The sequence below is a fragment of the Aeromonas sp. 3P genome, from assembly GCF_051919745.1.
Classification (GTDB): Bacteria; Pseudomonadota; Gammaproteobacteria; order Enterobacterales; family Aeromonadaceae; genus Aeromonas; species Aeromonas veronii.
On sequence record NZ_JBQBED010000001.1, the window covers coordinates 570,334 to 592,525 of the forward strand.

Genomic DNA, 22,192 nt, shown 5'->3' on the forward strand with positions numbered 1-22,192 from the left:
AGCCCTCTTCAATCTTTTGAAAACGGGAGGCCTGCCTCCCGTTTTCATACGTTACCTCTCAGGCAATCAGCTTGTCGTCGGCAAAGCCGAAGCCGCGCAGACCCACCACATGCACGTGCTCGTGCTTGCCCTGCACCTTGCGGATGAGCTTGTAGGTGGTGCCCTTCTCCGGGCTGATGTTCTCGGGCGCCGCGATAAGCAGCTGCATATCCTGCCGCTCGCACAGCTCGAACAGGGTGGCGATGGATTTGCCATCCAGACGGGCCGCTTCGTCGAGGAACAACAGACGGCAGGGGGCGATATCCTTGCCGCGCAGACGGCGGGACTCCTCCTCCCAACTGATCAGTACCATCAAGAGGATGGCCTGACCGGTACCGATCGCCTCGCCGGTGGAGAGCGCGCCGCTCTCGGCACGCAGCCAGCCATCGGCCCCGCGCTGCACCTCGATCTCCAGCTCCAGATAGTTGCGATAGTCGAGCAGCACGTCGCCCATCACCTGATAGCTGCGATCCCCCTGTTCGATCTGCGGGTTCAGGCGCTGGAACAGCTTGGCCATCGCCTCGGAGAAGCTGAGCTCCTTGTCGGCGAACAGATCGTTGTGCATGGCGGTTTGATCGGCCAGCGCCGTCAGCAGACGGGTGTGGGCCTCGCGGATATTGACGTTGAGGCGCACCCCGCGCACCAGACCGAAGGCGATGTTCTGCAAGCCCTGGTTGAGCACCCGGATACGGTTCTGCTCGCGGCGGATGATGTTGGTGATCTTGGCCGCCACCTCGTGAGAGGAGAGCGACAGGTGGGTTTCCCGCTGCTTGAGTTCGTCTGCCAGACGCGCCAGCTCGATCTCCATCTCCTCGATCGCCTCCACCGGATCATCGGAGCGGATGATGTCGTTGCGGATGCGATCTTTGAGGTAACGGTAAACCTGCACGTAGAAGGCCACCTTCTGCTCGGTGCTGCGGTTGCCCTCCGACAGTCGCAGCGCATCGCGCAGGGCCTCGTCGTGGGCCACAGCCACTCGCAGGGCGCCGAGGGCCTTGTCAGACATGGAGCGCAGCTCGTCGCTGTCAAGATACGCCAGCTCGCGCTTGTTGAGGCGCTTCTCGACGTCGGTCTCCCGCGCCAGACGCACCACCCGCGACCAGCTCGCTTTGTGACCCACCAGAGATTTACGGGCGCTGTAGTAATCCTTGCCTTCCAGCTTGAGACGGCCGCCAAGGGATTCGATCTCTCGCTTGGTGACCTGCAACTGGGCCTCGGCGCTGGTGCGACGGGAACGGGTGCGGATCAGCAGCTCTTCAATCTCTTTCTTGTGGGCGCGCGCCTTCTCTTCCATATCGTCAGAGAGGGTCAGCCCCATGGCCGCCAGCTCCTGCTCGAACTCGGTCAGGGTCTGGCGCTTGGCCTCGACGCTGGAGTTGAAGGCGGTGCGCAGCTGCAACGCCTCGGTGTGACGCTGGGCAATCTGCTTGTGCTGCTCGCCAGCAGTGCGGGCCGCAAGCTCGGCCGCTTTCAGCTTCTCTTTGAGTCGCTCGCTCATCTCGGAGGCCTTGCCCAGCAGGTCTTGCGCATCCTGATAGGCAAAGTGCGGCAGACGGGCCACCAGCTGATCGAGGGCATAGCAACGGCGCTTCTGCGCGGCCAGCAGGTCGCTCACCTCATCGTAAGCCGCCTGCAGGGCGGCAAGATCCTGCGGATCCTGACGCAGCACTTGCACCATGGTTTCCAGCTTTTCCAGCGACTTGCCGTGTTTGGCGATAAAGGCTTCGGCCTGTTTCAGCGCTTCCACATCGGCGTGAGCCGCCTCGAGGCGGGCCGCCAGCTCTGTCTCGGCAAACAGGTGGGCAAAGGGCAGCATCCCCTGCACCAGCTGGATATGGCGAGTCAGCTGGGCAGCAGCCGCTTTGGCATCACTCAGCTGCTTGTCACACTCGCCGATGGCTCCTTGCAGCGCGCGCAGCTCGGCCTGCTTGGCCTGCACTTCGGCTTCGGGATCGGGGCGGAAGGCGATATCCAGATGCTGGCCGATAAAGTCGCGGAAGTGACCGTAGAGACGGTGGTACTTCTGCTGCTCGAAGGCGGCCTTGGCGTAACCCTCGATCAGCCCTTCGCGTTCAAGATCAAGCTGCTCGATCCGTTTTTCCCGGGCGGCGCGACCAAACAGCGGCAGCTCGGGATAGCGGGAGAAGCGCACCTGACGCTTGCTGGTGCGCACCAGCACGGCGTCTCCCAGCTCTTCCGCTTCCACTAGGTCCTCGTCAAAGGAGTCGGGGTTGCCCTGAATCAGGTAGATATCTTCCGGGCAATCTTCCAGCTTTTTCAGCCGCTCGATGGCGCCCTCAAGGTCGAGCACCACCAGGGCGCTGCGAGCCGGGCCGTAGAGCGCGGAGTAGTAAGGGGCATCATCGATGGAGATGTCGTCGTAGACATCGGAGAGCAGCACGCCCCCCACCTGCTCGGCAATGCGGGCAAGACGGGGATCCGCCTCGCCTGCCCCCAGCTGCAGGTTGCGAATTTGCAGCTCCAGCGCCTGTTTCTGCGCCGCGATGCGATTGCTCTCCTGCTCGAACTCGCGCTCCTTGTCGAGCACGCTCTGCATACCGGCCGAAAGCTCTTCGGCGGTAGTCAGCGGCAGACCGCTCTGCTCGCGCAGCTGCTCGAGTTTTTCAAAGGATTTGAGCCAGCGCGGCGCCAGCTTGGTCAGCTCCGCAATATCGCGACCCAGCTGGGTGCCCTGATGCTCGAGGCTGGCGCGGCGCTGGTTCACCTCCGCCTGCTGCTCGGAGAGCTCCTCCTGACGGGTACGTTGGGCTTCGAGGAAGATCTCCAGCTCATCGCTGCTGGCAATAAGCTGGCCAGAGGCCTGCTGCAGCTCATCGCGCAGCTTGAAGAGATTTTTCTGGCTTTCGCTCTCTTTCTCGAGGCGAGCCAGCGCGGCGCGCAGCCCCTGCCCCTGGGCAATGCGAGCCTTGTCTTCGATGTGACGCTTGAGCAGCGCCTGCGCAGTGGGCCAGGCGGCCTCGCGCACTGTCTCCGGAGCGATGCTGAGCAGCAGCGCCAGCGCCGCTTCGTGCTCGGCCACTGCCGCCTTGGCCAGTGCCAATTGTTGCTCGGCCCCCAGCACCCGGCTGGTGAGGCTCTGCTCGGCGCTACGGAACTGGTGCAGGGTGTCGCTCGCCTGTTCGGCGGTCAGCCCAGGCAGCTCGCACTGCTCGCGGGCAGCATCGAGAGCCTGCACCGCCTGACGGTACTGGATGGCGCGGGTCTGCTGGATATCGAGCGCCTGCTGGTAGTCGGCCAGCTGGGTCTTGAGGCTGTCGACTTCTGCCTGCGCCAGCTCCTTGCGCTCTTCCACTTCCAGCAGCTGGCCGTGGATCTCTTCCACTACCGCCTGCTGCTGCTCGAGTTTGTCAGAGAGACCCGCCAGATCGGCGCGGTACATCTCGATCTTCTTCTGCAAGGAAACCGCAGCCATCACCTTGGCCAGATGCTCGGAGGCAGACTCCAGCTCGTCGGTCAGCAATTTTTCGCGGTTGGTGAGCTGCTCCACCTCATCGGCCAGATAGATGGCGCGCTGCTTCTCTTCGGCCAGAATGCGGCGCTTGTCGGCCAGCTCCTGGCGCGCCTTGAGAGCCAGCTCGGAGAGGCGGCTCTTCTCGGCGGCGTTGCGCACATAATCGGCGGCCACATAGTGGGTGGTCTCGGTGATCAGGTTCTTGAACAGATCCCGCTGACCCTGGGTCTCCTTGATGGCCTCCAGCGTGCGGCGGTTTTCATAGATGGCCGCCTCCATGTCTGCAAACGCCTTGCGCACCCCGGAGTTCTCCGGCAGCAGGTATTCACGCAGGGAACGGCTGATGGACGAGGAGATGCCGCCGTAGAGGGAGGCCTCGATCAGGCGATAGAACTTGCCGCGATCCTTCTGGTCACGCAGCTTCTTAGGGGTGATGCCGAACTCGAACATGAAGTTGTGATAGTCGGTCACCGTATTGAATTTGGCGACTTTCAGCGCACCCAGCTCGGCGGCCGCCCCTTTCAGATCGGTAAAGGCGCGTACCCGCCCCTTGCCGCCATCAAGCTTCTCCAGCAGCAGATCGGTCGGTGCCAGATTCTCCGGCACATCCACCAGCGCAAACGGAGTGATGTTGACCTTGTTGTCGCGGTTGGCCACCTGCTCGAGGTGCACGCCGACCCAGATCCGCTGTTCGCGGCTGTTCATCACTTCCAGTAGGGAATAGCAGTGGCCGCGCTGCAGCTTGCCGTAGAGCCCCTTGTCACGTGAGGCGCTGCTGGAGCCCGCTTCCGTGGTGTTGCGGAAGTGAAGCAGTGACTGGTCGGGGATGAGCGCTGCGATAAAGGCCGCCATGGTGGTGGACTTGCCCGCGCCGTTGCCGCCGGAAAGGGTAGTGACCAGCTGGTCGAGATCGAAGGTCCGGGCAAAGAAGCCGTTCCAGTTGACCATGGTCAGGGATTTGAACTTGCCTCGCACCGGTTATACCTCCAGATCCAGTTGTTCTTCATCGAGATCCGCCTCGATGTCATCAAAGAGCGAGTCGCTGCTCGGCATTTCATCGTCGTGGAAGATGGCTTCACCCTCCTGGATCATCCGCAGCTGAACGGCGCGCGGATCTTCATCGGAACGCACGTCGGCGGCGAAGCGGAACACCGATTCGTTGACCCGGAATTTATCCCCGTTGCCAAGGGCGGTGATCATGCCAAGACGGCGCAGGCGACGCATGGAGGTACGGATCTTTTCGAGCAGCTTCTTCTTGTCGAGATCGGTACCGCCTGAGCGGCTGTTGACCATCCGCAGCAGCTGCTTCTCGTCGGCGAGGCTCAACACCTCTTCTTGCAGCTCGGCCATGGCGAATACCCCTTCCGAGGCGAGACGATCCGGGCTCAGGTAGAGGTAGCAGAGCACCTTGCCCACCAGCATATCGAGCTCGGAGAGCACAGTGGTGCCGATGTCAGAGCTCGGGCGCGGGCGCAGGTAGAAGAAGCCTTCCGGCGCCTTGATCAGCTCCACCTGATAGCGGCCGTAGAAGATCTCCAGCTCGCTGTGATATTCGACCAGTGCCGAATGCTGCTCGAACTCGTCGGCACTGATGTGGCGACCGGAGCGCAAGGCGGTGTCGATGCGCGGAAACAAGGGGTTGGCAATCGCCTCTGCAAGGCGCAGCGGCAAGGGAAACTCAGAATTGATCAATGACATAGGCCTGAACCTTGGATCCAGCTTGGTTAATGGGTTTCCATGCGGGTTGGCGATGCAGTTCGCGCTCGCCGCTGGCATGGCCCAGGCGCACGGCCTGGTCGATCAGAAGACGCGCCACATCGAAGTGGGCATGAGCCGGATAGTCCAGCAGGTATTCCCGCAGCACATCGGCCAAGTCCAGCTGCTGGCCCTGCTCGGGGTAGCGGGCCAGATAGCGCTCGATGCGCTCGGCCAGCTCCTGGTTGATATCCACCATCTCGACGTACTCCATCTCGAGGGGCACCTCACCGGTCACCTCCTCGTCGTGGATGGCGATAGTTTCGTCGCGCAGCTCCAGCAGACGGGGCTCTTCGGCCACCCGCAGCTGCCAGTTGTGCTGCTCGAAGTTGCGAATGGACTCGCGCAGCCGCTGGCTGAAGGCGCGGTTCTTGTCCATATCGATGGCGTTGCGGATAAATTTGTGGACGTGCCTGTCGTAGCGGGACCAGAGCTCGATGCACTGCTGACCCCAGCTGGTGATGACGTCAAGACGACCTTGCAAGGCGTGAGTCAGCTCCTCGACGTGGAACAGATCGTCGCGCCCCTGCGCCGCTTCCTGAATATTGAGCAGCCCCGCCTGCAGGCGGTGGCCGGCAGCGTCCAGGGTATCCTGCAGCTCGCGCAGGGTCTGGCCGGTCTCGTGCAGCAACTTTTCGCAGCTGTGAATGGCATCGACCCAGTTCTGGGTCAGCAGGGCCGCAATCTCGCTCTTGACCTGATTCTGCTGCTCATCCATGGCGCGCTGGGTGAGATCGATCCGCCCCAGGGTCTCTTCCAGCGAGAAGGTGAGGCGCGGCAGCACCTCGGCATCCCACTGCTCGCGGGTGTTGGTCTCGAGCGCCGCCTTGCGGGCGGTGTCGAGCTCGGCAGCCAGGTGCTCGAGTAGAATGGAGAGCTTGATGGAGTCAACCTGACGCTGATCCATAAAGAAGTCGACGATGCTCACCCCTAGGCGCGACAGGCGGTAGAGGCTCTCCCCCGCCACCATGTCGGTATTGAAGCGCGACAGCAGCTGCTGGCGAATAAGATCGTTGATGGCGTTGTTGGCGCGACCGGTGAGGGTCTCGTCCATCTGGCCGAAGGCGCTGCTGACATAGCCAAAGGCATCGTGCAGCGCCGCTTCCGACAGGTCCGACTCATCTTCGGACAGGGTCTTGATTGCAATCAAAAAGGCCAGCCGGTCGGTTGGCAGGCTCAACGCCAACCCCTCCTGCCTGACCCATCCCACCATTTCGGGCAGGGTACGGGATGTACTCATCATGATGTTGTCATCTCGTTGTTGTATTGGGCGCAAAATCGTGCGCGCGGCTACATCCGGTAGCATCGAAAACATGGTTCACATCGAAGTGAACCGCGAGCAATCAGCTGGCCGGCTTCTGGGCCATCACATGGATATAGCGACCGAGGGAGACAAAAGGCTCCTGACGGCAATATTGCTGCTCCATGGCCAGCAGATCGTCGAACTTCTCCACCTGATCCTGCTTGTGACGCATATAGTCGTGGATCACCCGCACCCCGGTCTTGCCGATGATGCGCAGCCCCCCGCGACCAATCCAGTCATAGACCTGCTCCGGCAGCTGGGGATTGGTGGGCGTAAGCGCTGTCTGGCGCTTCTTGCGAAGGCCAAGGCGCACATAGTCAAAATTGCCCACCACCAGGCTCTGGAACAGCAAGCCATGACGGTTGTAGAAAAGCAGCGACAGTATGCCCCCGGCATTGACGAAAGGGAACAGACCCAGCAAGGTCTGGCGCGGCTCGGCGAGCCACTCCAGCACCGCATGGCAAAGCACCAGATCAAAGGTCCCGGTCACGTGTTGCTTCAGATCCTGGATGGGGCAATGGATGAGACGGATTTTGTCTTCCAGCCCCTTCTCGGCGATCTGACTGCGGGCCAGTTCCAGCATTTCTGCTGACAGATCGCACAGCTCCACCTGATGGCCCATGGCCGCCAGTTTCTGGGCGAAATAGCCAAAACCGCCCCCCGCATCGAGGATGCGCAGCGGTCGGTTGCCAAGGCGGGCCAGGCAGGCTTCGATGTCGCTCCAGACAATGGTGGTGCGGATGCGCCCCTTGGTGGAGTCGTAAATGTTGCGGGCGAACTTGTCGGCGCGCCCGTCAAAACTCTGATCGTGCTTCAAGGAGAAACTCAACATTAGCGCCACGGGGTTGTGGCCATCCCAAAAAAGAGAGGTATTCTGTCACATCCCGAATTTGCTGAAAACTCAAGGAAGTGTCTGCCGTGTTTGTGATTAAAAAGTGGCTGGGTCAGCTGTTGATGCCGCTCCCCTTCTCCCTCTCCCTGCTGCTGATCGCCCTGCTGCTGCTCTGGTTCACCCGTTTTCAGAAAACCGGCAAGCTGCTGGCCACTCTCTCTCTGCTCATTGTGGCGCTGATGGGGATGCGGCCGATGAGCTATGAACTGGCCCGCGGGCTGGAGCAGACCTTCCCGCCATTCGAGGTGAGCCAGCATCCCAACATCGAGGCCATCGTGGTGCTCGGCAATGGCCATGTCAGCGATCCGGCAGTGCCTATGCGCAGTTGGCAGAACAATATCTCGCTGGCACGGACTCTTGAAGGGGTTCGCCTCGCCCAGGCCTATCCCGACGCCGAGCTGGTTTTCTCCGGCTATGTGTCGGGGGATCCCCTCTCCAATGCCGAGGTCAATGCCCGGATGGCAGAGAGCCTTGGCATTCCCCGCTCGCGGATGACGTTGTTTGAAAACAACAAAGACACTCATGATGAGGCAGTCAGTATCAGCCGCCATCTGAAAGGAAAAGAGGTGGCGCTGGTCAGTTCGGCCACTCATTTGCCACGTGCCATGGCCCTCTATCAGGGTCAGGGACTCAATGCCGTGCCAGCCCCCACCGACTACACCGCCAAGCAGAGCCAGGTACCCCAGCCCCTCTACAGTTATTTACCCAAAGGGCGTTATCTGATGTATTCCGAAGCTGCCATCCACGAATGGATTGGGGTATGGTGGGCTCGCTTGCGGGGGCAGGTTAACGAATGAGCGATCAAGCGTTTCATTCCTGATTTGGATCAGGAAAGCGAAAAAAAATTACGTCATTTGCCGCCGGGTCAGCTATCTTGGGCTCGGTTCAATTCATATAATGTCGCGCAATCAAATGCCTAGGAGATATACAAGATGAGACAGCACCTGGTAATGGGTAACTGGAAACTGAACGGCACCAAAGCTTCTGTAGAAGCTCTGATCAAAGGACTGACCCCGGCTGCTGCCGCTCATCCTTCTGTGCAAGTCGCCGTCTGCCCGCCGGTTATCTTTTTGGGTCTGGTTGAGCAACTGACCGCTGGCAGCAAGATTGCCTACGGTGCCCAGAACGCTGACGTTCACGAGTCTGGTGCCTTCACCGGCGAAAACGCCCCCTCCATGCTGAAAGCCTTTGGTTGCACCTACTCTCTGGTCGGCCACAGCGAGCGTCGTACCCTGCACGCAGAGACCGACGACGTGGTTGCAGCCAAGTACGAAGCCATCCAGAAAGGCGGCCTGATCCCGGTTCTGTGCATCGGTGAAACTCTGGAGCAGTTCGAAGCCGGCGTGACCAAGAACGTGGTTGAGACCCAGCTGAAAGCCGTTATCGACCGTTGCGGTATCGCCTCCTTCAACAACGCCGTTATCGCTTACGAGCCGGTATGGGCCATCGGTACCGGCAAGACTGCCACTCCGGAAATCGCTCAGTCCGTTCACGCTCACATCCGTCAGTACCTGGCCGGTTTTGATGCCGCCGTTGCTGCCAAAGTACAGATCCTGTACGGCGGTTCCGTTACTGGCGCCACTGCAGCCGACCTGTTCGGTCAGCCGGACATCGACGGTGGCCTGGTCGGTGGTGCGTCCCTGAAAGTGGACGACTTCTCCCAGATCATCGCTGGCGCTGCCAAGTAATCGCTGATTACGGCAAAGAGAGGGGCTCGTCCCCTCTCTTGTATCGCTTTTCCTATGGTGGCCCCCGCATCCCATATGAAAGCCGATATAGTAAAAGTGGCTTGTCTATTTAAACATTCGTATTTGACAACTCAGATCCAGAGGCACTCATGACCAAACAAATCAAACGTATTGGTGTTTTGACCAGTGGTGGCGACGCACCGGGTATGAACGCAGCCATTCGCGCCGTGGTTCGCGCCGGTTTGCATCATGGCCTGGAAGTTTACGGTATTTATGATGGCTACCTCGGTCTGCACCAGGATCGTATCGTCAAGCTGGAGCGTCACAGCGTCTCCGACGTGGTGAACCGTGGTGGTACTTTCCTCGGCTCCGCCCGTTTCCCTGCCTTCAAAGACCCCGCAGTGCGCGCCGAAGCGATCGAAAACCTGAAAAAGCACGGTATCGATGCGCTGGTCGTCATCGGTGGTGACGGCTCCTACATGGGTGCCAAGAAGCTGACCGAAGAGGGTTTCCCCTGCATCGGCCTGCCGGGCACCATCGACAACGATATCGCCGGTACCGACTTCACCATCGGTTTTGATACCGCTCTGAACGTGGTGGTTGACGCCATCGACCGTCTGCGCGACACCTGCAGCTCCCATCACCGTATCTCCGTGGTCGAGATCATGGGTCGCCACTGTGGCGATCTGGCCATGTCTGCCGCCGTTGCCGGTGGTGCCGAGTATGTGATCGTGCCGGAAGTAGCCTTCGACAAAGAGAAGCTGCTCAAGCAGATCAAGGAAGGCGAAGCCAAGGGCAAGAAGCACGCCATCATCACCATCTGCGAGCACGTTACCGACGTGAACGCACTGGCTAAAGACATCGAAGCCCTGACCGGTCGTGAAACCCGCGCCACCATCCTGGGCCACATCCAGCGTGGCGGTGCCCCGACTGCCCGTGACCGCATCATGTCCAGCCGTATGGGTGCTTACGCCGTTGAGCAGCTGCTGGCTGGTCACGGTGGTCGCTGCGTCGGTATCCAGCGCAACGAGCTGGTCCACCACGACATCATCGACTGCATCGAGAACATGAAGCGTCCGTTCGATCAGGAGCTGTACAACCTCTCCACCACCCTGTTCTAAGCCTCGCGGCTTTTAACCGGCTGTTGATGACAAAAACCCTCCATCGGAGGGTTTTTTTATATCTCAAGCAAATGGTGCATCGGCACGCTGTTTGCCCCTCACCATACGGGTTGCCTGATTCCCAACCCTTGCTCCGTCTGTCGGATCGTTAACGTCCACCTCCTCGCACCAACCGATATCAGCCAAAGATACCGTTCCGGTATTGTCGTGGATCTTTTATCACTGCGAACCGGATTGCGTTGACCTGCGCTCTGTCGACCCTGAAGCGAGCTTGTTCAGCCTCCTCGTCATACGCCGCTTTTTATATCTCAATCTTGCAGAAGGGATTCAGATCTCTTCCCCAACCATGCTCCGGCGCAGTTCTCGTATTGCACTCACATGACTCACGCAGATGCATCGCCCACGCAAATCGCTACTCGCGCCCAGCCCAGCCCAGCCCAGCCCAGCCAGAGAATACGCCTCTGGCCTATTGCGCACCTCACTCTTGCTGCGGCCATGTCGACTCCGAGGCCGACGGGGAAATTGGCGGTGATAAAACAGCCAGCTGCCACTCTATATCCCCCCGATGCACGGCTCTCCTCCCTATGCCCCCAGTGTTTTGCTGTAAAAATGCGGAGACTCTGGACTGATAAAGTGATGGTGCGACAAGGGTTGGCAACCAGACTCTCTCCATAGACTTCTTTTGGATGGGCTATCTACGTCAGGAATCGTCAAACTATGGTCTTGAACACTTTTTATGGCTTCAATGACACTATTACAAGGGTGAAAACTTATAAAAAGCCATTTGAGCTCCATACAAAACCCATCACAAAACCAACCAGTAGCTCAACAACCAATTGAATTTAAATGAAATAATCATAAAAACAGAATCTTGAATGCCTGACCTGCCATGGCAGGTGATAAAATCAGCTCAATATGACAAAAATAGCCATCTCAACCAACCACGAACATAAAGCAGTTATTTTATCAACTTACACCTTGTTTTACCCCCTTGTTATGGTATCTTGACTGCATCAACCAACAACTTAGGGAGAGAAAAATGAAAGAGTTTGTCGTTACTGCCGTTTTCACGGTGTTTTTCACCCTGGTTGCTGTCTCTCTGCCCTCACTGTCACAGTTCTGAGCCGGATAGAGAGGCATCAATCCGGACCGACTCTCTTTGCCATGTCTGTTTAATCGCCATCAACTGGCGCTTTTCAGTGACAATGCCGAGATGGTCAACATAGATATGATTTCATCACGTTGACGCTGTTTCTTTCGCCACAAGGGTGTAACTAGGATGGTTTAACCATATGGCCTGATGGAGTAGAACCAGCAGCAGATCATATCCGAGGGGAGCAAGGCTCCCCTTTTTGTTACCCGCCATTTGACAATCCCCTACCCCGGCATCTACAACAGGCCGGTTGACGCCATACGGCCCATGCCCACAACTGATGTTTTCCCTCCCATGCTCTCCATTCAACACAGCTAAATCCGTCAGCAATCTCTTGTGCACACCTTTGCTCTGATACTTGTCCGGCAGATATAAAAAAGCCCCCGCCATCATGGCAGGGGCTCGCGTTACCCAGTGTCAGCTTAAGGCTGTTATATCTCAGTCCAGCTCAAAGCAGTTATGCCTTGTTCCAGCGCTCTGGGTCATATTCCGGGCTGAAGCGGTCAACAATGACAGCACAGGCCGCATCGCCGGTGATATTGAGGGAGGTGCGGATCATGTCGAACAGACGATCCAGCGCGAACAGCAGCGGCAACCCTTCAATGGGGATCCCGGCCGCCAGCAGCACGGCAACCACCAGGAAGCTTGGGCCCGGCACACCGGCCTGGCCGATCGCCCCCAGAGTGGAGGTCACAATGATGGCCGCCCAAGCACCGACGCTCAGATCGATGTTGTAAACCTGCGCGAAGAAGATGGCGACCAGACCGTAATAGATGGCGTTGCCACTCATGTTGATGGTGGCACCCAGCGGCAACACAAAGGAAGCGGTCGCGTTGGTCACTTTCAGATCATGCTCGCAGGTCTCCATATTGACCGGCAGGGTCGCCATGGAAGAGGCGGTGGAGAAGGCCACGATCTGCGGCTTCTTCATGGCAGAGAGGTACTTCATCACCGGCGTGTTGGAGAACATCATCACCAGCAGCGGATAGACCACGAAGCCGAAGATAAGGATGGCTGCCACATAAACCACGAACAGCTTGAGTACAAGGGTCAGCACGTCGAAGCCATAGGTACCGATGGCTTCCGCCATCAGACCGAACACCCCGAGCGGTGCGATGATCATCACCTTGTTGATCATCCAGACAAAGGCATCCACCAGAGTATTGAGCCCATCGACCAGTGGCTTGGCCCGCTCGCGTGGTTGTTTGGCCAGCGCAATGCCGAGGAACATGCAGAACACCAGGATCTGCAGGATGTTCGCTTCGTTGAGGGAGTTGAAGACGTTGGTGGGGATCATGCCAAGCAAGGTGGCGACTGCATCCGGCAGCGCCCCTTTATCGGCGTAGTCACCGCCAAACATGGAGGCAACGGAAGCGAAATCGACCCCGACACCCGGTTTGAAGATCTGCCCCATCACCAGCGCCAGCAACACGGCCAACGCTGAGGTCACGAGGAAGAAGGCCAGCGTAGCCGCACCGATCTTGCCCGCAGCCGGGCTGGCGCCCAGATTGGCGGCGCCGGAGAGGATGGCAACCGCCACCAGCGGGATCACCAGCATCTTGATCAGCTGGATAAACAGGGTACCGAGCGGTGCAAACACGGTGGCTTGTTCACCCATGAACGCGCCGACCACTGCGCCCAGTACCATGGCGACCACAACCTGGAAGCCGATGTTTTTAATGAGTCCTTTAGTTAACACAATATGTTCCTTTATGTAGCAAAATTCACACTTTTCCCAGTGCAATTAACCAAACAGGGGAATGAGCGGCTGCCCATTCCCCTGTTTGCGCGTGTTATCTCACATTTAATTGCTGTTTTAAATCAGCAAATCATTAACCTTGGCTATTAATAAGTTTGCGAAAAAGTGAAGATTCAAAGCGGTCTCGGCGATTTTTCCCTCATCCCCCATGACAACTGGCAAAAGATTGTGCTAGTTTGGCTGCACAAACGTACACACAGGGATGTAAAGATGCTGAAAGTTAACGAGTATTTCGACGGAAATGTAAAATCCATCGGTTTCGAACAAAAAGGCGAGAAATCAACCGTCGGGGTGATGAACGCCGGTGACTACCTGTTCAACACCGCCGCCCCAGAACGGATGACAGTGATCAAGGGCGCCCTCACCATCCAGCTGGCTGATGAAGATGAGTGGCACACCTACAGCCAGGGTGAATCCTTCCTGGTGGCCGGTCACTCCTCCTTCAAACTGGAAGTGAAAACCCCCACAGCTTATCTGTGCGAATTTATCGACTGATCAGGCCGGTTGAAGGGGAGCAGCCCCTTCAATCTTCTTGGTTTCCCCAGACCCATTATCTGTGTCCATGTCACAGCACCGCACATCCCCGCTTTCCATCCACGTCAAAAATCCTAGAATAAACAGACATAAACCATCACCGGATTGATGTCATGATCAGCGTGTTTGACCTGTTTTCCATCGGAATTGGCCCCTCCTCTTCCCATACTGTCGGCCCCATGCGTGCATCCTATGCTTTCGTCCAGCAGCTCAAGCTGCAAGGCCATCTGCCACAGGTCACGCGGGTCGAAGTGGAGTGTTACGGCTCGCTGGGCCAGACCGGCAAAGGGCACGGTACCGGCAAGGCAATCATTCTGGGGTTATCGGGCTTTGAACCGGAATCGGTCGATATCGATGCGATTCCCGCCATTCTGGCTCGAGTGGAAAAGGAACAGAACCTGCAGCTGGCAGGCGAACAACCAAGCCATTTTCCCCGCACCGGTGCCATCATCTTCAACCGCCGAAAAACCCTGCCGGCCCACACCAATGGCATGACTCTGCGCGCCTTTGATAAAGAGGAAAACCTGCGCTTCAGCCAGACCTACTACTCCATCGGGGGCGGCTTCATCATTGAAGAGAGCCACTTTGCCACCGCCAAAGAAGAGGCCGCCAAGTCCGATGCCGAACATCCAGTCCCCTACCCGTTCGACAGCGGCGCCCAGCTACTGGCCCACTGTCAGGAGAGCGGCCTCTCCATCTCGGGGCTTATCCTCGCCAATGAGCGGGTATTTCGTAGCGATGAGCAGATAAAAGCGGGGCTGCGCAAGATCTGGCAGGCGATGCAGGGCTGCGTCGAGCGAGGCTGCAAGAGCGAAGGGGTGCTGCCGGGCGGCCTCAAGGTTCGGCGCCGCGCCCCGGGGCTGTTCCGCCAGCTAAGCTGCGAGACCAACTTCAACAAGGATCCGCTGATGGTGATGGAGTGGGTCGACTTGTTTGCGCTGGCCGTCAACGAGGAGAACGCCGCCGGTGGTCGGGTGGTGACCGCCCCCACCAATGGCGCCGCGGGCATCATTCCCGCCGTGCTGCACTACTACGATCGCTTCGTCCACAAGGTGGATGACGAGACGCTGATCCGCTACTTCCTCACCGCGGCTGCCATCGGCATCTTATATAAGAAGAACGCCTCCCTCTCCGGCGCCGAAGTGGGTTGTCAGGGAGAAGTGGGAGTCGCCTGTTCCATGGCGGCTGGCGCACTGACCGAACTGCTGGGTGGCAGCCCGGCCATGGTGGAGAACGCCGCCGAAATAGGCATGGAGCACAATCTCGGCCTCACCTGCGATCCTATAGGCGGACTGGTGCAGGTACCCTGCATCGAGCGCAACGCCATGGGGGCGGTCAAGGCGATCAATGCCGCCCGCCTCGCCCTGCGCGGCACCGGCGAGCACAAGGTGTCGCTCGACAAGGTGATCAAGACCATGTGGGAGACCGGCAACGACATGAAGACCAAATACAAGGAGACGGCCCGTGGCGGCCTCGCCGTTAACATTACCGAATGTTAAAAAACGGCAAATGACTCCATTTGGTTCCGAAATGCCCGGCATCGCCGGGTATTTTTATGGGCAAACGCTTAACAAAATGGATAAGCACAAAAATAAATTTTATACTCGCGCCTCAGATTCAACAAAAATAGATCTATTTCAACTTTTTTTAGGTCTGGAGCCGTTACACTACGGTTATCTGGTTCTGTGACCTGCGCTGACAAGCGCGTTCCATGGATCTCCCAAATTTCTGTGAGTGGGCATGCCGCCCCCTTCTACCCTGAGGTAATAGTGACATGATCAGCGTTTTTGATATCTTCAAAATCGGTGTAGGCCCCTCTTCTTCCCACACTGTTGGCCCGATGAAAGCGGCCAAACAGTTTGTTGACGAGCTGCGCGCGGGCGGCAAGATCCGCGATGTAACCCGGATCAATGTCGACGTTTACGGCTCCCTCTCCTGGACCGGCAAAGGCCACCATACCGACACTGCCATCATCATGGGCCTGGCTGGCAACCTGCCGGAAAATGTCGATATCGATGCCATCCCCGAGTTTATCTCCCGTGTTGAGCAGACCGAGCGCCTGCCGATCGGCCTGCACTGCCACACTGTCAGCTTCCCGCGCGACGCCATGGTATTCCACGACGAAGCCCTGCCACTGCACGAAAACGGCATGAAGCTGACTGCCCTGATCGAAGATGAAGTGGTTTACAGCAAGACCTACTACTCCATCGGTGGCGGTTTCATCGTTGACGAAGAGAACTTCGGCAAGGCTGACAGCGGCGACATGTCCGTACGCTATCCGTTCAAGAGCGCCGCCGAGCTGGTTGCCCATTGCAGCCAGACCGGTCTCTCCATCTCTGCTCTGATGATGGAAAACGAGAAGTGCTTCAACACTCCGGAAGAGATCTACAAGAAGTTCGGCAAGATCTGGAACACCATGCGCGAAGGTATCGAGCGCGGTTGCCGTACCGAAGGCGTTCTCTCCGGCCCGCTGCGCGTACCCCGTCGTGCCGCGCCGCTCTACCGTCAGCTCAACACCAACGAGAACCTCTCGAGCGATCCGATGAACATCGTTGACTGGGTCAACATGTTCGCTCTGGCAGTCAGTGAAGAGAACGCTGCCGGTGGCCGCGTGGTCACCGCCCCGACCAACGGCGCTGCCGGTATCATCCCGGCCGTACTGGCCTACTACGACAAGTTCATCCAGCCGGTTGGCCGCGACGAATACACCCGCTTCTATCTGGCTGCCGGTGCCGTCGGCATCCTCTACAAGATGAACGCCTCCATCTCCGGCGCCGAAGTGGGCTGTCAGGGTGAAGTGGGTGTCTCATGCTCCATGGCCGCTGCCGGTCTGACCGAGCTGATGGGCGGTAGCCCGGAGCACGTCTGCGAAGCTGCCGAGATCGGCATGGAACACAACCTGGGTCTGACCTGTGATCCGGTTGCCGGTCAGGTACAGGTGCCTTGCATCGAGCGTAACGCCATAGCAGCCATGAAGGCAGTCAACGCCTCCCGTATGGCCCTGCGTCGTACCTCCAAGCCGCGCGTCTCTTTGGACAAGGTGATCGAGACCATGTACATCACCGGCAAGGACATGGACTCCAAGTACCGTGAAACCTCCCGTGGTGGTCTGGCCATCAAGGTGATGCAGGTTGCTTGCGAATAAATAGGGGTTGCGACCCTCATCTGAACAAAGGCGGGATATCCCGCCTTTTTTATTGCCCGAATGGGATGCCGGGCACTTATACCGGCATACCGACCATTTCACTGTAGGGCGTCGCTGATATACCCCTGCTATGCCACCGCAATGCGGATTGCCTTGTCTGCATACCTCTCTGATGACATACCTTGATTAACTCTTCTCAATGCATTGAGAGGGACATTACGCCCCGATATGAAACCTTTACCTGCTATCTTGCCCCAGCCACGCTTTCACACCTAATCGATATCGAGATGGTCCCTCATCTCAATATCCCCCTTTGGTCATACCCTTGTTTGGCAAGACGCGGTTACCGCTCACCCTGCGGATTATCACGCCGCCACATTGATTGCCTCCTATGTGGCACTTTCGTGATCAGGGCAAACAATCAAGTACACAAACAGGGGGTTAGCTCATCATTTTGGCCACAGCGCATCGCGCAAACTGGTTTTAGCACCGTTATCACCGCCCTCTTTACGCCCTATTTGATGTAAAACGCATCAAGCAGTGGAGGCCAAAAAAGCGCCCAAGGAAGAGGCTGAAAATAATCGATGAATGGGCCAATAGCCGTTGAAATGGCGGATATGAGTACGCGCCACTCGCTATTTTTGTGAGCGCCAGCAAAGGTTGAGGATATGGTGTTGGGAGCAGATTGACTTTCTATTTAAACAGCGAAAAGTGAATATCACCAAAGGGAGGGTTTAATTTGGCCAGATCCTGTCACGGGATTATCGCAGGCCACCTCACCGGGGCCGGAATGCGTCATGCAGAGTCACAAAGAATTAGCCCCGCTGGGCAGAACGCACCACGGGGCTGGATATTCAGGATGGTTTTTTCAGGCTGGCCTTGTGCTGTTCCAGCAAATTCTCAGGGGGCGGTGGCACCTGCAGGTAGAACCCCTGGTTGGTCAGCGCGGCCATCACCTTGCCGACATCAGCCAGCCCCAAGGGCTTGGCCGGATCCAGCTTGGTCATCAGCACCAGCTCGGGACGCCCGAATGCGCTCAGCAGTGGCTCGGGAACGCGGGAGAAATCCTCTCTTTTTTCAACAAAAAGGTAGGTCTCGGCTTTTTTGCGACTTTTATAGACTGCACACAACATGGAAATTGATATAATCCGACGAGTTTATTGCCTCTGATGGGGGCAAACTATAACATCAGGAATTGAATAACAATAACGGATTAGCATCTCTGCCTCGGGGAAGATTCATGGTTGAGCGCGATAACGAATTGAAAGGGACCACCTTCACTATTTCTGTGTTGCATATCAGCGATGGCGAGCCTGAGCGGATACGTCAGTTGTTGGCCGAAAAAGTGGCCCAGGCACCCTACTTTTTTAATTGCGCACCGCTGGTGATCAATGTTTCCCGACTGGAACATATTCCCGATTTCGAACAGCTCAAGGAGCTGGTGGAGTCCGAAGAATTTGTGCTGGTCGGCATCACGGGGGCGCGCAGTGAAGAGATGAAGACGGCCGCCAAGGCGGTGGGACTGGCCGTGATGGCCTCGGGCAAGAGTCGCAAGAGCGAACCGGAACCCGAGCCTGCCCCCGCGCCAGCCGCCCCTGAGGTGGTTCCCGAGCCCGAACCCGCCCCCTTGATCCCGAGCAAGGTACATGTGGGACCGGTTCGTTCCGGCCAGCAGATTTACGCCGCCGGCACCTCGCTGGTGGTGCTGGGGTCCGTCAGTCCGGGAGCCGAAGTGCTCGCCGACGACAGCATTCATATTTATGGCACCCTGCGTGGCAGAGCCATTGCCGGTGCCCGGGGAAACACCCAGGCCCGGATCTATTGCCAGCAATTACAGGCCGAGCTGCTCTCCATCGCGGGCACATTCCAGCTGAGCGATGCATTGCAGGCAGGCCTGATCCAGCAACCGGTACACGTCCGGCTGGACAATGAACAACTCCGAATAGACCGTATCAAATAGAGTTACAAGGAAGCGAGAATGGCGCGAATCATAGTCGTTACATCGGGTAAAGGTGGCGTTGGCAAGACCACAACCAGTGCGGCCCTGAGCACCGGCTTAGCCCAGCGTGGTCACAAGACAGTGGTCATTGACTTTGACATCGGTCTGAGAAACCTGGATCTCATCATGGGCTGCGAGCGGCGCGTGGTGTATGACTTCGTCAACGTCATCAACGGGGAAGCAAACCTCAATCAGGCGCTGATCAAAGACAAACGCTCGGAAAATCTGTTTATCCTGCCCGCCTCCCAGACCCGGGACAAAGATGCCCTCACCCGTGAGGGGGTCGAGAAGATCCTGGATCAGCTGGCGGAGATGAAGTTCGATTACATCGTCTGCGACTCCCCGGCGGGGATCGAGGCGGGCGCGCTGATGGCGCTCTATTTTGCCGACGAAGCGATCGTCACCACCAACCCGGAAGTCTCTTCCGTGCGTGACTCCGACCGCATCCTTGGTATCCTGGCCTCCAAGTCCCGTCGCGCCGAACGTGGCGAAGACCCCATCAAAGAGCACCTGCTGCTGACGCGCTACTGCCCGACCCGCGTCAACCGCGGCGACATGCTGAGCGTGCAGGATGTGCAGGAGATCCTGGCCATCCCGTTGCTCGGGGTGATCCCGGAGTCCCAGGCGGTGCTGCGCGCCTCCAACTCCGGTGAACCGGTTATTCTGGACAAGGAGTCCGATGCCGGTCAGGCCTACGAAGATGCGGTGTCCCGCCTGCTGGGCGATGCCAAGGAATTTCGTTTTCTGGAAGAAGAGAAGAAGGGCTTCTTTAGCCGACTGTTCGGGAGTTAAACATGTCATTATTGGATTATTTTCGTTCCAACAAGAAACAGAACACCGCACAACTGGCCAAAGAGCGGTTGCAGATCATTGTTGCTCACGAGCGTTCATCCAGAGGGGGGCCGGATTACCTGCCCCAGCTCAAGCAGGATATCCTCGATGTGATCCGCAAATACGTCAACATTGATCCGGAGAAGATAACCGTCCAACTGGATCAGAAGAGTGATGAGCTGTCGGTACTGGAGCTCAACATCACCTTCGCCGATGACAAGAAGGGATGAGCTGACGCCCTATGCGTGACCCCTTCCCCCAATGAAGACCGGATCCTGTCACTGGATCCGGTTTTTTATTGGCACAAAAACAGGTCACAGCGGCTCGCCTCATCTCGCCAAGGGGTCTGCCGACCGCTAGAATAGCGCCGCCCCGCAGGCTGTGATCTGCGATGGCACCTTTTTCTCTTTTCTGGAACAGACCGCTTATGTCTATGAATGACGAAATGCACAGCGTCGAGGAACTGCTCGATACCGCCCTCGAACTCTTTATGGAGCTGGCCTCTGACAACCTGCCGGAGCAGGAGATCGCCCGCTTCAATCAGGAGTTCAACGATCGCGGCCTGCTGGCCGAAACCGATCCGGCCGATGACTGGGAAGCGGACGTGGGATTTGCGGTGAGCGACACCGACTATGCCGAGATCTGGGTTGGCCTTGGCAATGAAGAACAAGAGTATGAGCACCTGTTTGCCCGCATGCTGCTCTCCCGCCGTGTTGACGAGAAGTTCTGCCACATCGAATGGCTGCCCCAATAATTCCGGATCCCGATGATCCCAGCCACTATCAGTGGGAGTCTGACCCTGACTCTGTGGCCCCTGAACGTCCATCTGTATCGCTTGGGCGCCGGGTGTTGAGGTGGGCAGGCAAGATTGCGCTGGTCGGGCTGCTCTGCTCGGTCGGCTCGGTCGCCTTGCTGCGTTTTATCGATCCGCCGATGTGGAGCTGGCGTATCGAGCGGGCTCTGTTTCCGCCCGCCAAGATCACCCAGGTGCGCCATGAATGGGTAGATCTGAAGTCCATCTCCAAGGAGCTGCAACTGGCGGTGATCGCCGCCGAGGATCAGCGCTTTGCCGAGCACAACGGCTTTGACATGGATGCCATCAACGCCGCACTCAAGCACAACCAGCACAGCGAACGGGTGCGCGGCGCCAGCACCCTCAGCCAGCAGACCGCCAAGAACCTCTTTATGTGGAGTGATCGCAGCTTCCTGCGCAAGGGGCTGGAGGCCTGGTTTACCCTGCTGATGGAACTGGGTTGGGACAAGGCCCGCATTCTCGAGGTCTATCTCAATATCGTGGAGTTCGGCCCCGGCATCTATGGTGCCGAAGCCGCTGCCCGCACCTACTTTGGCAAACCGGCCAGCCGCTTGACCCGCTACGAGTCATCCCTGCTGGCCGCCGCCCTGCCCAATCCGTGGCGCTATCGGGTCAAGCCTCCTTCACCCTATGTGCAGAAGCGCTCGGTCTGGATCCGCCGCCAGATGGGTCAACTGGGCCAGATCACCCTCAATCGGGTGCATCAGGCCGACTGATCCTCAGGGCTCATCGGGTTTCTCCGGTGGGCCTAAATGGCCGCCCATCGTCTCGCGGTGGAGCGGCAGATAGTGCCACCACCAGGCCTCGCGCCGTCGCTTGATCTGTTGCCGCCGTCCCCGCTGCTTCATCCCCTCACTCCCTGCCAGATGATCCGCGCCTTAACCATACTCCCCCAACGGCAACTTGGACAGGCCAGCCACGCCCGGCGTACTGGTCTGGCCGCCACAGCCAATAATTGTTACAGTAGCGAACCTCGATGTATCTGGAGTGATTTCATGGAACAGCGTACCCCGGATCAGCTGGTCGAATGGGCCTATGATCAGTTTCTTGAGCAGGCCGCCGATATGCTGGCCCCCGAACAAATTGTCGACATCACCCTGGAGTTTGAGCAGCGTGGCGCCGTGGAGGCGACCCTGCCCAATGCCGACTGGTCGACCGAGCTGGGTGAGCCGGTTGATATGGAGCGCTGGGTCGAAGTGTGGGTCGGTTTGCTGGATCATCAGGATGAGTTTGAGGTGATCTTCGCCACCTTCCTGCTGCCCCGTCTGTTGACCGAAGATCAAGTGCATGTGCGCTGGCATCGCCAGCAGCAGGCATAAAAAAGGCGCCATCGGCGCCTTTCTTGTTTCTATGCTCTTTTATTTCTGTTCTCTGCTAATCCTGCGCCGCGATGGCCTTGGCCAGACAGCGGCGGCACCAGCAAGCGCTGGCCTCCTGCATCGGCAATACCGGCAACTGGCTGCACCAGCACTGGGCGATGGTCTGACCGGCAGAGACGGCGCAATAGGCCGGTTCGCCACAACCCGGACAGCGGTGGGTGCTTTTCGAGCCATTCAGCTCGGCCATCACCGCCAGCTGGGCCTTGCTATCCATCGCCGACCAGTGGCCGATCTCGGTCAAGGTACGGCCACAACCAAGGCAAAGCCCATCTTTCGCCTTGCAGAGGCCAACACAGGGGCTCGGCATC

General features: G+C 58.2%; 19 protein-coding genes. 12 read left to right on the forward strand and 7 right to left on the reverse strand.

The genetic code is table 11. The annotated features are described in order from the left end of the window. Nucleotides 1–58 precede the first annotated feature (58 nt). From mukB to cmoM, 4 genes are all read right to left on the reverse strand, one after another. A complete protein-coding gene (gene mukB / locus ACTG19_RS02520; protein WP_439988685.1) occupies nucleotides 59–4,486 on the reverse strand; it encodes a chromosome partition protein MukB in 4,428 nt (1,475 codons plus the stop codon). Nucleotides 4,487–4,489: 3 nt separating this feature from the next. After that, nucleotides 4,490–5,209, reverse strand: coding sequence for a chromosome partition protein MukE (gene mukE, locus ACTG19_RS02525; RefSeq protein WP_005336835.1), 720 nt, complete (start codon nucleotides 5,207–5,209; stop codon nucleotides 4,490–4,492). Continuing rightward, nucleotides 5,190–6,509: a chromosome partition protein MukF gene (gene mukF, locus ACTG19_RS02530; RefSeq protein WP_041207658.1), complete on the reverse strand. Its 1,320-nt coding sequence runs from the start codon at nucleotides 6,507–6,509 to the stop codon at nucleotides 5,190–5,192. Before mukF ends, mukE begins: the two co-directional genes overlap by 20 nt. 100 nt (nucleotides 6,510–6,609) lie before the next feature. Beyond that, nucleotides 6,610–7,386 (reverse strand): tRNA uridine 5-oxyacetic acid(34) methyltransferase CmoM, encoded by a 777-nt coding sequence (gene cmoM, locus ACTG19_RS02535; RefSeq protein ID WP_033113262.1) that lies wholly within the window; start codon nucleotides 7,384–7,386, stop codon nucleotides 6,610–6,612. A 101-nt stretch (nucleotides 7,387–7,487) separates the two neighbouring features. Between cmoM and elyC the strand changes: the two genes are divergently transcribed. The 3 genes from elyC (at nucleotide 7,488) to pfkA (ending at nucleotide 10,270) form a co-directional block, all read left to right on the forward strand. After that, complete coding sequence (gene elyC / locus ACTG19_RS02540) at nucleotides 7,488–8,258, forward strand: envelope biogenesis factor ElyC (RefSeq protein WP_439988686.1); 771 nt, start codon at nucleotides 7,488–7,490, stop codon at nucleotides 8,256–8,258. A 135-nt stretch (nucleotides 8,259–8,393) separates the two neighbouring features. Further along, a complete protein-coding gene (tpiA, locus tag ACTG19_RS02545) occupies nucleotides 8,394–9,149 on the forward strand; it encodes a triose-phosphate isomerase (RefSeq protein ID WP_047440675.1) in 756 nt (251 codons plus the stop codon). Nucleotides 9,150–9,298: 149 nt separating this feature from the next. Beyond that, nucleotides 9,299–10,270: a 6-phosphofructokinase gene (gene pfkA / locus ACTG19_RS02550; protein WP_005336840.1), complete on the forward strand. Its 972-nt coding sequence runs from the start codon at nucleotides 9,299–9,301 to the stop codon at nucleotides 10,268–10,270. Nucleotides 10,271–11,880: 1,610 nt separating this feature from the next. On the opposite strand, the gene ACTG19_RS02555 is transcribed toward pfkA, so the two are convergent. Continuing rightward, the gene (locus ACTG19_RS02555; protein WP_005360943.1) at nucleotides 11,881–13,122 is read right to left on the reverse strand and encodes a dicarboxylate/amino acid:cation symporter; all 1,242 of its coding nucleotides are present in this window, start codon (nucleotides 13,120–13,122) and stop codon (nucleotides 11,881–11,883) included. A gap of 270 nt (nucleotides 13,123–13,392) precedes the next feature. Between ACTG19_RS02555 and ACTG19_RS02560 the strand changes: the two genes are divergently transcribed. The 3 genes from ACTG19_RS02560 (at nucleotide 13,393) to ACTG19_RS02570 (ending at nucleotide 16,861) form a co-directional block, all read left to right on the forward strand. Further along, a complete protein-coding gene (locus tag ACTG19_RS02560) occupies nucleotides 13,393–13,677 on the forward strand; it encodes a pyrimidine/purine nucleoside phosphorylase (protein WP_043820279.1) in 285 nt (94 codons plus the stop codon). Nucleotides 13,678–13,829: 152 nt separating this feature from the next. Further along, entirely contained in the window at nucleotides 13,830–15,215 is a 1,386-nt protein-coding gene (locus ACTG19_RS02565) for an L-serine ammonia-lyase (protein WP_113740008.1), read from the forward strand. 275 nt (nucleotides 15,216–15,490) lie between these two features. Then, nucleotides 15,491–16,861, forward strand: a complete 1,371-nt coding sequence (locus tag ACTG19_RS02570) for an L-serine ammonia-lyase (protein WP_005336844.1) — start codon at nucleotides 15,491–15,493, stop codon at nucleotides 16,859–16,861. A gap of 854 nt (nucleotides 16,862–17,715) precedes the next feature. Here ACTG19_RS02570 and ACTG19_RS02575 read toward each other — a convergent pair. Next, nucleotides 17,716–17,994, reverse strand: a complete 279-nt coding sequence (locus ACTG19_RS02575; RefSeq protein ID WP_005360946.1) for a YcgL domain-containing protein — start codon at nucleotides 17,992–17,994, stop codon at nucleotides 17,716–17,718. A 107-nt stretch (nucleotides 17,995–18,101) separates the two neighbouring features. Between ACTG19_RS02575 and minC the strand changes: the two genes are divergently transcribed. The 6 genes from minC (at nucleotide 18,102) to ACTG19_RS02605 (ending at nucleotide 21,824) form a co-directional block, all read left to right on the forward strand. After that, nucleotides 18,102–18,821, forward strand: a complete 720-nt coding sequence (minC, locus tag ACTG19_RS02580) for a septum site-determining protein MinC (RefSeq protein ID WP_439988687.1) — start codon at nucleotides 18,102–18,104, stop codon at nucleotides 18,819–18,821. Nucleotides 18,822–18,839: 18 nt separating this feature from the next. Next, nucleotides 18,840–19,652, forward strand: coding sequence for a septum site-determining protein MinD (gene minD / locus ACTG19_RS02585; protein WP_005336847.1), 813 nt, complete (start codon nucleotides 18,840–18,842; stop codon nucleotides 19,650–19,652). 2 nt (nucleotides 19,653–19,654) lie between these two features. Continuing rightward, nucleotides 19,655–19,921, forward strand: a complete 267-nt coding sequence (gene minE / locus ACTG19_RS02590; RefSeq protein WP_005336848.1) for a cell division topological specificity factor MinE — start codon at nucleotides 19,655–19,657, stop codon at nucleotides 19,919–19,921. Nucleotides 19,922–20,118: 197 nt separating this feature from the next. Further along, entirely contained in the window at nucleotides 20,119–20,445 is a 327-nt protein-coding gene (locus ACTG19_RS02595; RefSeq protein WP_005352317.1) for an HI1450 family dsDNA-mimic protein, read from the forward strand. Further along, the gene (mtgA, locus tag ACTG19_RS02600) at nucleotides 20,430–21,221 is read left to right on the forward strand and encodes a monofunctional biosynthetic peptidoglycan transglycosylase (protein WP_439988688.1); all 792 of its coding nucleotides are present in this window, start codon (nucleotides 20,430–20,432) and stop codon (nucleotides 21,219–21,221) included. Before ACTG19_RS02595 ends, mtgA begins: the two co-directional genes overlap by 16 nt. Before the next feature lie 279 nt (nucleotides 21,222–21,500). Further along, the gene (locus ACTG19_RS02605; RefSeq protein WP_005336851.1) at nucleotides 21,501–21,824 is read left to right on the forward strand and encodes an HI1450 family dsDNA-mimic protein; all 324 of its coding nucleotides are present in this window, start codon (nucleotides 21,501–21,503) and stop codon (nucleotides 21,822–21,824) included. Nucleotides 21,825–21,879: 55 nt separating this feature from the next. Here ACTG19_RS02605 and ACTG19_RS02610 read toward each other — a convergent pair whose 3' ends face one another. After that, nucleotides 21,880–22,191 carry a DUF1289 domain-containing protein gene (locus tag ACTG19_RS02610; protein WP_005360950.1) on the reverse strand — a complete coding sequence of 104 codons (312 nt, stop codon included), beginning with the start codon at nucleotides 22,189–22,191 and terminating at the stop codon, nucleotides 21,880–21,882. Nucleotide 22,192: the final 1 nt, after the last annotated feature.

Excerpts from the sequence above, each read along its gene's own strand:
- ACTG19_RS02565 (WP_113740008.1), top strand. The coding sequence starts at position 13,830 with ATGATCAGCGTGTTTGACCTGTTTTCCATCGGAATTGGCCCCTCCTCT.
- ACTG19_RS02560 (WP_043820279.1), top strand. The coding sequence starts at position 13,393 with ATGCTGAAAGTTAACGAGTATTTCGACGGAAATGTAAAATCCATCGGT.
- ACTG19_RS02570 (WP_005336844.1), top strand. The coding sequence starts at position 15,491 with ATGATCAGCGTTTTTGATATCTTCAAAATCGGTGTAGGCCCCTCTTCT.
- pfkA (WP_005336840.1), top strand. The coding sequence starts at position 9,299 with ATGACCAAACAAATCAAACGTATTGGTGTTTTGACCAGTGGTGGCGAC.
- minC (WP_439988687.1), top strand. The coding sequence starts at position 18,102 with ATGGTTGAGCGCGATAACGAATTGAAAGGGACCACCTTCACTATTTCT.
- mukF (WP_041207658.1), bottom strand. The coding sequence starts at position 6,509 with ATGATGAGTACATCCCGTACCCTGCCCGAAATGGTGGGATGGGTCAGG.
- mtgA (WP_439988688.1), top strand. The coding sequence starts at position 20,430 with ATGGCTGCCCCAATAATTCCGGATCCCGATGATCCCAGCCACTATCAG.
- ACTG19_RS02610 (WP_005360950.1), bottom strand. The coding sequence starts at position 22,191 with ATGCCGAGCCCCTGTGTTGGCCTCTGCAAGGCGAAAGATGGGCTTTGC.
- minD (WP_005336847.1), top strand. The coding sequence starts at position 18,840 with ATGGCGCGAATCATAGTCGTTACATCGGGTAAAGGTGGCGTTGGCAAG.
- mukE (WP_005336835.1), bottom strand. The coding sequence starts at position 5,209 with ATGTCATTGATCAATTCTGAGTTTCCCTTGCCGCTGCGCCTTGCAGAG.
- ACTG19_RS02595 (WP_005352317.1), top strand. The coding sequence starts at position 20,119 with ATGTCTATGAATGACGAAATGCACAGCGTCGAGGAACTGCTCGATACC.
- ACTG19_RS02575 (WP_005360946.1), bottom strand. The coding sequence starts at position 17,994 with ATGTTGTGTGCAGTCTATAAAAGTCGCAAAAAAGCCGAGACCTACCTT.
- ACTG19_RS02605 (WP_005336851.1), top strand. The coding sequence starts at position 21,501 with ATGGAACAGCGTACCCCGGATCAGCTGGTCGAATGGGCCTATGATCAG.
- tpiA (WP_047440675.1), top strand. The coding sequence starts at position 8,394 with ATGAGACAGCACCTGGTAATGGGTAACTGGAAACTGAACGGCACCAAA.
- minE (WP_005336848.1), top strand. The coding sequence starts at position 19,655 with ATGTCATTATTGGATTATTTTCGTTCCAACAAGAAACAGAACACCGCA.